Origin of the sequence: Rufibacter hautae (genome assembly GCF_008271695.1) — a bacterium.
Taxonomy (GTDB): domain Bacteria; phylum Bacteroidota; class Bacteroidia; order Cytophagales; family Hymenobacteraceae; genus Nibribacter; species Nibribacter hautae.
On record NZ_VKKY01000002.1, the window covers coordinates 1,855,832 to 1,869,663 of the forward strand.

Annotated in this window: 11 protein-coding genes and 1 rRNA gene; 3 read left to right on the top strand and 9 right to left on the bottom strand. The window is 50.8% G+C overall.

Features of this window, described 5'->3' with window-relative positions; translation table 11 throughout:
- Positions 1-551: 551 nt before the first annotated feature.
- From FOA19_RS16475 to FOA19_RS16485, 3 genes are all read left to right on the top strand, one after another.
- Positions 552-2,519, top strand: a complete 1,968-nt coding sequence (locus tag FOA19_RS16475; protein ID WP_149091864.1) for an endo-1,4-beta-xylanase — start codon at positions 552-554, stop codon at positions 2,517-2,519.
- Between the two features lie 221 nt (positions 2,520-2,740).
- Positions 2,741-4,369, top strand: a complete 1,629-nt coding sequence (locus tag FOA19_RS16480) for a T9SS type A sorting domain-containing protein (RefSeq protein ID WP_149091865.1) — start codon at positions 2,741-2,743, stop codon at positions 4,367-4,369.
- A gap of 181 nt (positions 4,370-4,550) precedes the next feature.
- Positions 4,551-6,137, top strand: coding sequence for an endo-1,4-beta-xylanase (locus tag FOA19_RS16485; RefSeq protein WP_190300436.1), 1,587 nt, complete (start codon positions 4,551-4,553; stop codon positions 6,135-6,137).
- A gap of 288 nt (positions 6,138-6,425) precedes the next feature.
- Here FOA19_RS16485 and FOA19_RS16490 read toward each other — a convergent pair whose 3' ends face one another.
- The 9 genes from FOA19_RS16490 to rrf all read right to left on the bottom strand — a co-directional run bounded on the left by FOA19_RS16490 (position 6,426) and on the right by rrf (position 13,820).
- Positions 6,426-7,529 carry an FUSC family protein gene (locus FOA19_RS16490; RefSeq protein WP_149091867.1) on the bottom strand — a complete coding sequence of 368 codons (1,104 nt, stop codon included), beginning with the start codon at positions 7,527-7,529 and terminating at the stop codon, positions 6,426-6,428.
- 89 nt (positions 7,530-7,618) lie between these two features.
- Entirely contained in the window at positions 7,619-8,272 is a 654-nt protein-coding gene (locus FOA19_RS16495) for a hypothetical protein (RefSeq protein WP_149091868.1), read from the bottom strand.
- Between the two features lie 309 nt (positions 8,273-8,581).
- On the bottom strand, positions 8,582-9,469 hold the full coding sequence (locus FOA19_RS16500; protein ID WP_149091869.1) for a DUF5777 family beta-barrel protein: 888 nt from the start codon (positions 9,467-9,469) through the stop codon (positions 8,582-8,584).
- 5 nt (positions 9,470-9,474) lie between these two features.
- Positions 9,475-10,044, bottom strand: a complete 570-nt coding sequence (locus FOA19_RS16505; protein ID WP_149091870.1) for a YceI family protein — start codon at positions 10,042-10,044, stop codon at positions 9,475-9,477.
- 13 nt (positions 10,045-10,057) lie between these two features.
- Positions 10,058-10,453 carry a c-type cytochrome domain-containing protein gene (locus FOA19_RS16510; protein WP_149091871.1) on the bottom strand — a complete coding sequence of 132 codons (396 nt, stop codon included), beginning with the start codon at positions 10,451-10,453 and terminating at the stop codon, positions 10,058-10,060.
- A gap of 77 nt (positions 10,454-10,530) precedes the next feature.
- Positions 10,531-10,986 (bottom strand): CHRD domain-containing protein, encoded by a 456-nt coding sequence (locus FOA19_RS16515; RefSeq protein ID WP_190300437.1) that lies wholly within the window; start codon positions 10,984-10,986, stop codon positions 10,531-10,533.
- A 114-nt stretch (positions 10,987-11,100) separates the two neighbouring features.
- A complete protein-coding gene (locus tag FOA19_RS16520) occupies positions 11,101-12,534 on the bottom strand; it encodes a porin family protein (protein WP_149091873.1) in 1,434 nt (477 codons plus the stop codon).
- Positions 12,512-13,078: an RNA polymerase sigma factor gene (locus tag FOA19_RS16525; RefSeq protein ID WP_149091874.1), complete on the bottom strand. Its 567-nt coding sequence runs from the start codon at positions 13,076-13,078 to the stop codon at positions 12,512-12,514. The genes FOA19_RS16520 and FOA19_RS16525 overlap by 23 nt, the downstream gene beginning before the upstream one ends.
- A 630-nt stretch (positions 13,079-13,708) precedes the next feature.
- Positions 13,709-13,820 (bottom strand): 5S ribosomal RNA (rrf, locus tag FOA19_RS16530).
- Positions 13,821-13,832 lie beyond the last annotated feature (12 nt).

Here is a 13,832-nt window from a genome sequence, read left to right on the forward strand (position 1 = left end):
AAAACAGTTAGTATAATTGTCAGTTCTACAACAATAAAGCAGATTTATATTGCCTTTTATTGGAAACACTCTGAAAAATAAAACTTTAACAACATAGCCACGGTTAGTAATTTCCCATTATATTGGTGTTTAGATGCTTTATTTTCAAAAATTGGCTTGAAATATAATATCTGAATGAATTAATTTAAAAAATCACCTTTACCCCATTATCGTTTTTAAAGACCTTACGTATATGGGCAGAATTATTAAATACAACCTTACCTACAACTAAGTCTCCTCGGTAGATTTAGCTGGCACAACCTTCTGCAGCTCGTGCTTCTCTGCTTTCTCTTGTAGCAGCCGATTTGCATATTCAGCATACAACTGCACCTTATTCGCTTACCCTTTCAGCCTGTAATTATTACTTGATTGCCTGTTAAGGATAACTTCTTACAAGTATCTCAAGCCATTTTCTAAGGTAGGGAATTACGCTTCGCTTTCCTTTTAGATTTTCATTTCCCTTCCTGGTGACAGGAGGTTTGCTATATTTTTTCACCCCTAAAAAATAATGTATGCTGAAAATCTTTACTCTCCGCAGGGCTTGCTCCCTGTTGCTCCTCCTCTTCATCTTAGGCATGCCCCTTGTTTCCCGGGCCCAGCTGGCCAAGGGAAAACCCAAGTTCCTGGGCAATGTCATGGATCGGTTTGTACCCAGCAGCTTTGGCGCTTACTGGAACCAGGTAACCCCGGGCAACTCCGGAAAATGGGGCTCAGTGGAAGGCACCAGAAATGTCATGAACTGGGCCGATCTGGACATGGTCTACAATTACGCCCTTTCAAAGAACATCCCTTTCAAAGCGCATACCCTGGTATGGGGCATGCAGGAACCCGGCTGGGTCAGCGGACTTACCCCGGCGGAGCAGGCAGCTGAACTGGAGGAATGGTTTCAACTCTTCAGCCAGCGCTATCCCACTACCCAAATGATTGATGTGGTCAATGAGCCCCTGCACGTGACGCCTTCGTTTATCAATGCCATCGGTGGCACTGGCGCTACGGGCTGGGATTGGGTTATTTGGTCGTTCCAGAAAGCGCGCCAGTACTTCCCCAACGCCAAGCTAATCCTCAACGATTACAGCATCCTGGGCAACACCACCAATACCACCAACTACATCAAGATCATCAACCTGCTCAAGGCCAGAAACCTGATTGACGGCATCGGGGTGCAGGGCCATGGCTTGGAGTTTGCGCAATCCACCAAAATCACCAGCAGCCTGAACAGCCTGCAACAGACCGGCGTGCCCATCTACGTGACCGAACTGGACCTGGAACACGCTGATGACGCCACGCAACTGGGCATGTACCAACGCGTTTTCCCGCTCTTGTATGAGCATCCGGGGGTAACGGCGGTCACGCTGTGGGGCTACCTAGCCGGGGAGATGTGGAAGCCCAATGCCTATCTGCTTGGCAAAACCTCCACCGTAGGTACCGCAACGCTGTCCACTACTTTCCAGGATTACACATTCAGCGGCTCAGGCAAACTGCAGGTGCACCTCACCAATGATCACCTAGACAATACTCGCGACATGGAGATAGACTACATCACCGTGAACGGAGTCAATTACCAGGCCGAGGACATGGCGGTGAACACCGGCGTCTGGACCGGAAAATGCGGCGGGTCTTACAGTCCATGGCTGCACTGCGACGGCTACATTGAGTTTCCGGCTGGTTCCGGCACCATTACCGTGCGGGCCAGAGGCGCCACCGGCTCAGAGACCATGGAAGTACGCACCATAGATGACACCACCGAGCGGGCTGCTCTGGCCTGGCTGAAAAACACTTATTTTAATGCCAACGATGGCACCACCACTGAGGTGCTTGCCGAGGCAGAGGCTGGTTTGCTGGGCGGCACCAGCTTGGCCAGCACCAGAACCGGATTCAGCGCCACCGGGTACGTGACAGGGTTTGATGCCTCCGGTGATTTCGTGGAAATGAACGTGAACCTGGCTGCGGCCGGCACTTTCCCTTTGGTCATCCGGTATGCGGCTGACGCTTCCATCGCGCGGTCCATCAAAGTCAACGGCACAGTGGTGAAGAAAAATCTGAGTTTCCCTGCCTCTGCCGCCTTTACCACTGTGCAGTTCAGCACCAACTTTCTGGCTGGTAAAAACACCATCCGAATCTATGTGGAGCGGGGTGCCACGGTCGGCGGAGACATTGACTACGTGAAAGTAAGCGGCGCGAAGCCTGCAGCCAGTACCCTGAGGATTGCTGGATTTCAGAACCAGCTGCCAAGCGGAGTAGGCATTTACCCTAACCCTGCCCAGGGCGGCACATTCAAAGTAGATCTGCGGTCACTCGCCTCCACAGAAAACCTGAGCGTGCAGGTAGTGAATGTCCAGGGCCGGGTAGTGTACAGCCAACGGTTACCCCAACAGGAAGAAGCTGAACTACAGACGAACCTTCGGGCAGGGCTTTACCTGGTGCGTCTTACCCAAGGGCAGAAGATTGTTTCCCAGCAGAAACTCATTATCAGGAATTGAAACCTGCATATACCCGGTTAGGGTCTTTTCAGCCTGTTTTTCAGAAAAGGAGGCCAAAACAGCAGCTTCTGAGGTTTACCTGATTTCCTTATACATCCAGATTTTCACTTGTATTTCTCACCCGTAACCCCATTCAACATGCCATCCACAAAGCCACCGTAACTAAGAAGTTTCATTCCCAAATCTAATCCTTCCAACCTTCACCTTTAAAGACAAAGTATATGTATAGAATTCTATCAAAGTTTTTATCAGTTGTTATACTTTCCATCCTGATGGCGCCCTCGGCTTTCGCGGCATTGGTCCTGAACCCCATCTTTGGATCGCACATGGTGCTGCAGCGCGGCACCTCAGTGCCGGTTTTCGGGACCACCAACCCAGGGGCGTCTGTGACGGTACAGTTCCAAGCCCAGAACGTCACTGGCGTGGCAGATGCCAACGGCAAATGGCGGGTGAACCTGGCCAGCATGACGGCCAGCACCGCCCCTAGTTCCTTGGTGGTGACCTCCGGCTCCGAAACGCTTACCTTGACCGGGGTGCAGGTAGGCGAGGTTTGGCTCTGCAGCGGCCAATCTAATATGGGCTTTCCGTTGAGCAACGCCAATGACAGCGCTCCAGCCATTGCCAGTGCCGGGAACCACAACATCCGCCTGTTCCGGATGACGGCTGGAAGCGGTCCTGCCACCACCACCTGGAAAGTTTCCAATTCCAGCACCGTAGGCAACTTCTCGGCCGTAGGCTACTGGATGGGTCTGGAATTGTCCTTGTTCCTGAGAACCGTGCCTATTGGGTTGATCCAAGCTACCCACGACGGCACCGCCATTGAAACCTGGCAGCACACCAGCGGCGGCTCCGGGGTGGATTATGACGCCATGGTGAAATCTATCCAGCCGTACGCGGTGAAAGGCGTGGCCTGGTACCAGGGCGAAAGCAACGGCGGCGACACCGACTATAAAACCAAACTGACCAACATGCTGCGGGAGTGGCGCGCAGACTGGGGACAAACCAGCCTGCCCTTCGGGATAATCCAGTTGGCTTACCGTTCTGGCTGGAACTCGGCTAGAAACGCTCAGTTGGAAGTGGCAGACACCGAGCCAAGCTGTTTTCTGGTGACCATCAGAGACCTTCCGGGCGGCTCCCTGCACCCACCGGTGAAGAAGCCGGTAGGTATCCGGACCGCCATTGGGGCCAGAGGCCTGCTGTACGGCGATAACATTCCTTTCTCTGCGCCGGTGCGCGACATTCCTAACTCTTACGTATCGGGGAACAAAATCATCCTGAACTGGAAGTATCTGGGCAACGGCCTATTCACTAGTGACGGCGCGGCGCCGGGCACGTTCTCGGTAGCCACTGCTACCGGTCAGTTTAAAACCGCTCCTGCCGTTATCGTGGGCAATACCATAGAAATCACCAGCCCGGTGGCCAACGCTACCCGGGTACAGTATTCTTACAGCAGTGTGGGCAACCTGTACAGCCGGGTGAGCATCCCAACGGAGGGCGGCGCCTCTACCGTTGACCGCCTGAAAGTATCTGAATTCCAGATCACCCTCGCCCCAAGGTTGGCCTCTACGGCAACCTCGGCTGTTACCGCTTCTGAGCTGAAGAAGGCCGGCGTATCGGTGTATCCTAACCCCTCTTCCAGAGGTCAGTTCAACATCCATTTGGGTGGCCATACAGGAGATAGCAAACTGTCGGTGCAGATCAGTGATTTGCTGGGCCGCGTGGTGTACAGGAAAATGGAGACCGCCGGTGAATCCCTGCAGGTGAATAGCAACCTGAAGCCCGGAACCTACCTGTTGCAGGTGAGAGACAATTCCCAGGTTCTGGTTAAAAAGCAGCTCGTGATCCAATAAGCTACATCAAAAACCAGAAAGTTGTTGGCTAGCCCCCGTGACTTTCTGGTTTTTTCCTTTACCAACAGCTAGGACTTAGTCCCGAAAATATTTTATGCAAACGTTGGCATTTTACTACCCATTGAACCTTCCTTTTGCTTATCTTCAGCCTAAACTAGCTTTTAATCTCCAACCTTTTCACATGACAAAACCTTTACTTTCCTTATTGTTTATCTTGTTTACCCTCTTGTCCTTCGGGGCGCAGGGACAAACCAATACTCCTCCTTCGTGCGTGATTACGGCGCCTCACAACAATGCCTATTTCCAGGAGGGGAAATCCATGACCATTCTGGTGTACGCGAGTGATATTGGCGGAAGCGCGGCCAACGGAACTGTGAGCAAAGTGGAGTTCTTCAACGGCGACACCAAACTAGGCGAAGCCACCTCGGCTACCAACAGCACCTACTCGTTTGTATGGAGCCCCCTGACAGCCGGGACTTACACGATCACCGCCAAAGCCACCGATAACCTTAACCTGGTGAGCACCTCGGCGGGTGTGAAGGTAATGGTGGGTACCGATGTTGCCCCTAGCTACGGGCTCAGCGCCTGCAAAGGGAAATACCTGGCCAATATCATTGCGGGCAACGTTCCTTCCAACTACATGCAACTCTGGAACGGAATTACCTCTGAGAACAACACCAAGTGGGGCTCCGTGGAAGCCACCCGTGATGTCATGAACTGGAACGGCGCTGATGTAGCGTACAACCAGGCCAAAAACAACCACCTGATGTTCCGCTACCATGTGTTTGCCTGGGGAAGCCAGTTTCCGGCTTGGGCCATTAGCCCTAACACGAACAATCTGTTGCTCTCGCCCGCCGATTTCCAGGCCGAGATGGAAGAATTGATTGCCGCCGCGGCTGCCCGATACGGAGAGGGTATTGACCAGATTGATGTGCTCAATGAAAACCTGAGAACCCACGCCCCGGCCACCCAGGCGTTCAAAACTGGGTTGGGCGGAGCCGGCGCCACCGGCCACGACTGGATTATCTGGATGTTCACCAAAACCCGCCAGTACTTCCCCAACGCCAAACTCATCCTGAACGACTACGGTCTGGAAAACGACCAATCAGCCATTAATGAACAGTTGCTGATCATTAAGCTGCTGCGCGACCGCAACCTCATAGACGGTTTCGGGACGCAGGCCCACGAGTTCAACATCAACACCCTTTCGGCCACGCAAATGAAATCCTCTCTGGACCTGATGGCCAAAGCCGGGGTGCCCATCTACGTCACTGAGCTTGATGTTTCCGGCGATGACAACATCCAAAAGACAAGGTACCAGACCGTGTTCCCCATATACTGGGAGCATCCGGCGGTAGCGGGTATCAGTCTGTGGGGCTATGAATCTGGGAAGACCTGGAAAGCCAACACCAACCTGCTCAACGGAGCGGGCCAAGACCGGCCAGCCATGACCTGGCTAAGACAGTATATAGCCGGCAGACCCGATGTGGGTTATCCTTTCTGTACCCAGGCGCCTTTGGTAACGGGCATTGACGATGAAGTAAACACCCTGAAATCGGCTCCGTACCCTAACCCATTCCAGAAAGTCTTCACCTACCAGATGACCGGACGGTTCAGCTACCAAATCTACAGCAGCACTGGTGCCCTGCTGGAATCTGGCACCGCTACTGAAAAAGTTACCTTGGGCGAGAACCTTCCACAAGGGCTTTACATCCTGAGAGTAAGCCAGCGCGACACAACCAAAGCTTACAGGCTTATTAAAAACTAACTATTAAAAGAGCATCAGGGAGAATCATTTCCCATGGGCTTAATAGATGAGGTAATAAAGAACAGCGCCAGAGAAGAACCCTAACAGGTTCTTCTCTGGCGCTGTTCTTTATTCATACCAATTGGTCTGACGAAAAAGCAGTCTTTGTTTCTAGCCTATTTTCTTAAAATCAAGCCTAAAACAGAACATCGGTAAAAACCGAATCGCACCAAACTTATGGTGGTTTTCAAATTCGTTTTAGAGCTGTTTTCTGAAAAACCGGCTTAAAATAAAACTCGGTTTTCGGATTTAAAGGTCTTCTGAGATTTGTACTGGTTCAGCTTTTAGGGTTGTGATGAGTTGTGGTTGAGTTTCGGAGACAATACGGCCTAAATCAGTGAGGATGCTGCCAATGTCGCGCAGGGTGGCCAACGAACTGATATTATGGAGGCTGTCCAGGCAACGGGCTTGCTCGGCTTGGGCCACTTTGATGGCTTCTTCTAAGGTGCGGATATTCTCCTCTGAGGCATGGATGGTCACGGCAGCGTACGCCGAGATGCATTGGGCGGTGGCTTCCATGGCCAGTTTCAGCTGTTCAATGTACACCTGCTCCTGGGCCAAATGTTGGTCTAACTGAATATCGGCGAGGCTTCTCCTGATGCCCCTGATCTGGATGGTGATGCTTTCCAGTTGGATGATGCTCTCGGTGAGCTGGTTCAGCCGTGCGCGTTTGTGGGTCAGCAACGGGTTGTATTTGAGGCTTTGCTCGGCCAGCGCGTGGGCCTTACGGCAGGCCTCGGCCTCTTTGATGAGGGCATCCACCTCAGAACGACCCGTTTTCCGGCCCGGGCCAATGTTGTCCAGCAAGGCCGCTAAACTGGTCAGCGTCACCGCCGATAGGTTCCCGTAGGTAAGGATGCTGCGCTCCACCTCGGGCACCGCATTCTGGGGCACAATCAAAGCGTTGATCAGGACCGCGATCACAGAGCCTAGAATCGTCTCAATGATCCGCTCCACGGCGTAGCCCTCCCGCATCTGTCCGAAAGCCAGCACTAAAAGGGAACTGATGGCCACCTGTGAGATGATCTGCGGGTTCATGCGCAAGGCTTTGGCAATGGCCATTCCGATGAGGATGATGAAGAAGATGGAAATGGCCCCAATCTCAAACCAGTGCCCCAGCAGCATGCTCACCAACACCCCACCAATGATGCCAATGATGCGCTGCGTGGCCTTGTCCACCGAATCTGCTACGGTCACCTGCACCGTGATAATGGCAGCTACCGCCGCAAAATATGGATACTGAGAATGCAGCAAACTGGCAGCCACAAACCAGGACAAGGCCGCCGCAAAGGCCGTCTTCCCTATCTGTAAAGTCAGGCCTAACTTGCCCAATATGTCCACTACCCTGTTCACTGGTTCTCCTTATAACTACATGATGAAGCACTTCTGCCGCCCTAAGATAGGGAGTTTGGGACGCACGTAAACCAAAGCGGGCAAAGATGTCAGCGTTGGCGTCGGTATCCGAACCCAAACAAAGTATGCAGAGCGATGTTGGGCACCGTGGCAGACCCTCCACCGGCCAGCGGCATCCTGGCCCAGGCTGCCGTGAGTTTGGCCTCTGGCCGGAAAAACCAGTGCTCCGCCACACCCAATCTTGATCCTACAGCAGCCTGCAAGCAAAGACCCGAAATATGGTACCCGCCGCCCAAGAAACTCTTTACCGGATTGATGTCCTTTCCCCGGATGCGTCCCTCGGGGTGGCCAATCACCAGCCCTAGGCCAATCCTGAACAAGGTAGCAGACCCGACGGAGGGAATAACCCGGCTCACCATGGCTAGGTTGTACCCGTGCGACACCTCAAAGCGCTCAATCTCCGAAGGCGGATTCTCCAGGTAAACTTTATGGTGGACCAGCTCAGCACTCCAGTTATTGTACCCCACCCGATAGGCATAATAAGGAGATCCGGTCCAGGGGCGGGTGTGGTAACGGGCTCTAAACCGGATGTCTGCCTCGTTGGGCTGCCTGACGGTGAGCCTGGTAGGCAGGCTCCAGGAAGTCCCCGCGAACACCTCGGCGCTTATACCTTGCGACCTCGCCTCCTGGGTAATGTGGGTCAAAAGCAAAAGAGACAAAACAAAACCCGCAACCTTCCTCATCTGCATCTCAGGTTTATAAAACAAAGGACACCAGAGTAATTAACGGCGCTGCCGCCTTTCCGTTGGACCATCTTCAAGCTGGCCTTTGAAGCGGGAATTTGCCGAACCATCGTTTAGCGCCAGTTTTTACAGAATTCATGGTAATCGAGAATTACCAGTCCTTTCATCCCAGGAAATTCATGGTCAAGAAAGCGACCCTCGTTTGTGGGCTATTATTGGAAATCAGCCATAAAACAGAAGTGAGTGGAAACACCCCACAAAAAAAAGCCCCCGAAGATCGAGGGCCCTTTCCAGTGATTAACCTTTACATCACCATTCTCGCTTTTCCTTTCCCAGGCTGAACACCCGGGAAATGTTGAATCCGAAATAGATATCGCCGGTGTTCCAGCCGCCCACGTTTTTGGGGATGAAGAACTTCTCTACCATGCCCTGCGAATTGGTGAACATCAACTGGAAGACGTGGCCCCCGGTTTCAATGTCGAAGCCCAAAGACAAGCTGTTTTTGAAGGTATCGGCCACGTCACTAGGCAGTAGGTAGAAGTACTCGGCATTGAAGGAGACACGTTTAGTTAGTTTGTATCGGCCTCCCGTCCCCAAGGCGTAGACGTTGGTTTCCCCGCCTCCGGTTTCCACCAGGTTTCTGTGCACCATGGTGGGGGCTAGTTGCAGTGAAAGCCTTTCTGTAAACTTGCGGGCTACCAGCAATTGGTAACTGTAGGTAAGCCGGTGGGCAAACTCGTACTTCGCTTCATTTTCGGGCCAATCCAGGGTTTTAACGGCGGTGCTGGCAAAAGCGGTGATCGTTACCGGAGAACCTCCTGCGGCCTGTTGTACGGCTTTGTATTTCAGGAATCCGTCATAGGTTTTCTCCAGGGAGCTTCTTCCAACCCCCACGGTGAACCTATCGGTGACTCCGTACTCCAGGGCTAACCGGATGGTAGACTGGTCCAAGCCCCAGAAGTTGTAGGCGCCACTGTTGAGCGTACCGAACCTATGCGAGATCAGGAACAGCAAGGTACCCGCGCCGTTGGTTTCCACGGTGTGCCCGTTGATGAGCCGGGTGGCTTTGAAAGTGGCACTTACTTTCTCCTTTTGGGCGCTGTCACCCGCCTCGGCCAGTTTCAGAAGGTCCTCCTGGGCGAATGCCGCGGTGCTTACCCAAACGGAGAGAAAAGCCACCAAAAAGATTGTCTTCATGTCTTTCATAGGCTCTTCTCCACGTAAGGTACATACACCACATTCACGGTTATATCAATGCGCTTGGCAATATGCTCTTTCACCAGAAACGGGATTTCAATGTTGAATTCCTGCGGGGTGACGGAGAACGTAGACTTGCCCACCAGTTGCCGGCCTTTCACCTCTAGGGTGCCATCGGTCCGCACGGGCCTATCCACCCCATGGATGGTCAGGACTCCCTCAATCAAGACTTTGTAGAGGTTATCTTGCGCCAAGTCCACGTTCTGCATGTTCATCACTTTCCCCTTGAAGGAGGCTTTAGGGTACTTGTCTGACTCCACATAGTTCTCATTGAAGTGCTCCTGCATGAGTGATTTCTTGAACTGGAAAGATTTCATAGGCACAGAAAACACCATTTCGCCCGTTTTCACCTCCAGGAAAGAAACCACTTGTTTGGTGCTGGCCTCTATGTCCTCTAGCGGCGCTTTGGAGAAGAAAGAGATAAATCCGGTACGGGTGTAATACTTTGATTGGGCGGTTACCGGAACCAGCCCCAACCAAAGCACTGTGCCCAACACGAGTAAAGACTTTAGCATAGCACAAGGATTGTCAGTTGTTGGGAGCGCCCGCGCTTACCCATTTCTGGATTTTGGCAATGTTGCAGTCTGAGAGTTTGGTCCCATTCTTCGGCATTGCCGGAAACCCGTTGGCGTGCGTGATCACTCCTATTAACTTACCGTTGTCCGCAACCGCTTTCACCCGCGCATAGGTATCCAGAATCATTCCGCCTTCGGCCTGAGAAGCGCTGTGGCAGGCAAGACAGTTGGTGCTGATAATTCCAGACACGGTGGAGGAATAGGTCACGTTGTTGGTGTCACACTGGGCTGGTTGCGGGTTGTTGGGATTATTGGGAGTGATTTCTTCTTCCTTATCGTCTTTACAGGCCGCAAACAGCGTGACAGACAAGGTGAAGGCCAATAAACTGAGGCGAAGATGCTTTTTCATACGGAGGACAGGTTAAGGTTGAGGGAAATGGAAAAATTAAAGGGTTAGTATCTCACAGTGTAGTTAGTGGTAAGTCTTTATTCCTGGACAACCTGCCCTCTAAGTTCACCCTGTGGAAAATCAGCGCTATGGATGTTCACATACCATCTGCCGGCCAGCAAATCGGCTTCCTGGTCAGCGTTCAGGGCTGGGGTTTTTCCATTGATGGGACTGGTCCAGGGGGAAGACCCAATTGGCAAGACCACTCCGCCCGGTACGCCAGGCTCCCCTTTGTGGAAGTGCATGTTCGTTGGGGTAATTCCCATGTGCGTGATGGTGTAGGTCAGAATCTTAGTATCCCGGTCATAGGAACCGGTGAAAGTGCCCATGGCGTCTGAGTTATTGGGCGGAGTTTCTTCTTCGCCGGTGATGTCAGCATCCTGAAACTGGACAATGTTGCTTGGCTGGTCATCATCGTCATCGCTGCTACAGCTACCTACAACAAATGACAGCGACACTAAAAGACCGAAGGCCAACTTTGAAAAGGTGTTCATGGTTTTCATAAGGTTGATGGTTAGGTTAAACATTAGTTTGGAAAAAGTAAGGGCAAAGGCATACCACCCAGCACATTTTGGCGTGTGCTGCCGAGAAGGTCAATCTGTATTATTCTAGGGTTTGAGTTTGATCCTATAGCCAGCCGAAAAGAAAACTCCGGCACTTGTCAATTTCACTTTACCATCTCCTATCCCACCGTAAGGTATTTTCACAAACGGCTCTACCCCGAAAGAGAAAGCCGGTGAAAGGATACGGTTGTATACCAACGAAACGTTCTGAACTTTAAACCAATGCTGGTTTTCATTGCTCACCTCATTGTAGTAAGGATAATAACCACCGGAGGAGTATTCCTCGCTAAGCATGAGGTAACTAGAGAGCCCAGCTTGTATGGCAAAAGCATTCTTCTCGTTACCAAACACCTTGTATTGAAGGTTCAATGGGATGTCAATTACCTTACAGGTAGCGTCTACTGGCTCAGTATAGGTATAACCGTTGGAGAAATAATAATCCTCTGCATTGGCACTATATACTTTGTTTGCCCAAACCACCCCACTCACCAGGCTCAACTTTTCAGTTAACGGAACCCCCAACAGAACACCCGCATTGGCACTTACCGCGTCTGGGTTCTTGAACTTGACCATGGTAAAATCTGGTGCCACCGCCAATCCTATTTGCACATAGCTCATAAAGGCGGAAGTTCTCTTCGGAAGTCCTGCTTCATGGAGCTGGTTTTTAAGATTCTGGGAAGTAAAGGATGAATCCAGAGATAGCAACTCCATGGTTATTTCTGCCGGCTTAATTGCGGGGGCCAAAACTAACGACCTGTAATTAAGTGAATCTAGAGTAGGCTTTTCGTTTGCACTTTCTACTTCCACTGACTTTTCACCTTCAACAGCACTGATAATTTGCTTTTCAACTAAAGCCAAATCAACAAACTTCCTACTAGCTGAAGCAGATATCCGGCTGTCATCTGTAGAGCTTGTTTCCTTAGTCGACCGCTGCTCTTTTTGGTTGTCTCTTTTCCTAAGACCTATAGCAACAGCATTCTTCCACCGTAGATTGCCTTGCTTTTCTTGCTGTCTGGTAATATCTATCTTGGACGGCTCTCTCTTTCCTGTTTCCTTAAAGGCAGTGGTATTATCCCGCCTTGCATCTCGTGTGCTTCCCGTCTCCAAGCCAGGTTTGGTGTTGTTCAAACCTGTAATTTCTTTAGCTTCCCACTGTTTGCCTTCGACCTTTGACTTTCCTTCTTTTAGCTCTGAAATGGAGGTTTCTGCTAGTTCTTGGTTTTGCTTTGTTTTTAAAAAATCAGGCTCATTACTCATGGCTGATCTATCCACCAGTTGGTAAATAGTTACTATGGTGATCAACAAAAAGAGGCTTACAAAGGGGTAATATCTTCTGAACCATCTGTGGCGCACCTGCACCTGCTCCAACTTTTGGTCCATAGCCGCCCAGGCCTCCGGATCAAAAGGAGGATCGAAGTTATCTGCGGATGCCTTGAACAGGCGATCCAGCTCTTCGTCAGACATATTGTTCAAGTTCATCTACTCTACTTTTTTTTAAAATTTCCCTCAAATTAGCCCGGGCTTTGGAGAGGTTAGATTTCGAGGTGCCGGAAGAAATCCCCAGTATCTCCGCAATTTCCTCGTGGTTATAGCCATCTATCACATACAGGTTGAAAACAGCCTTGTAAGCAGGCGACAGTTGTTGAATGAGACTTATGAGGTACTCATAGTTCAAATTCCCTACAATGTCAGCCCGATCGGCAACAGGCGAAGCATCCTCCAGATCAGCCCCATGATAATGCTTCAGGTTATGCCGATAGTTATCCAAAGCCGTATTGATCATGATTCGCCGAACCCACCCTTTAAAGGACTTCTTCTGGTCATACTGCTTCAACTTGGTGAACACCTTCATGAAACCATCATTCAGCACTTCCTTCGCTTCTTCATCATCTTTGGAGTACCGTACACAAATGCTCATAGCATAGCCGTAGAAATGCTGGTACAGCTTTCTTTGTGCTTCCCGATTGTTTTGCAAGCAACCTCTAAGCAACTCCTCTACAACTTTGCTATCCGTATCGATCACTGGTTCCGATTTTGCATACCCATCACGACTGCTTTAAACAAAGCGTTGCCTAGGGGTACAAGAATTTAGCAAAAATTTTCGTGATAAGACTTAAACCTGAGTCAGATTGAAAGATGGGAAGGAAGTTGAGGCTAGTATAAGAACCTGAAAACCTGAAAAACCTATTAAGGTTAATGGCCTCAAAAAAATCACCTGGACAGTGACTTGACAAATAGGCCTTGAAAAGGATGAGAAACTAGAATCGCCTGATAGAAGACTTAATGAATCCCCAAGCATATAAGAAAAGATGCTCCGATACACTATATCAGTACTCTTTAAGGATCAATTTTAGAAAGATGTGCTTAAAACAGAAAACTTGAAGACAGAAAAGTTAACGAGAAAAGATCTTCAAAATCCTAAGAAGAAAATATTACTAGATATAGTGGTATCAAAAGCGTGTAGAATTAGACGTAAAATCCATCACATAATCAAAACGTCTAGAAACCAAGCGGCCTGCCCTCCGGATCCGGGAGGCAGGCCGCTTGGCTATACCATAATATATAGTGTGATAGAGTAAGCTTCCCTCCCCCCCTGCCCGCTTATAAACGAGTCAGCCCCGCTCACTCTGTCGAGGGCGGGGCTGTGGGTTGGGGTTGGCGGCTACCTACTCTCCCGCGTGTGACCGCAGTACCATCGGCTCGGCGGGGCTTAACTTCTCTGTTCGGAATGGGAAGAGGTGGACACCCGCGACATAGCCACCATTATCTTGGGATCC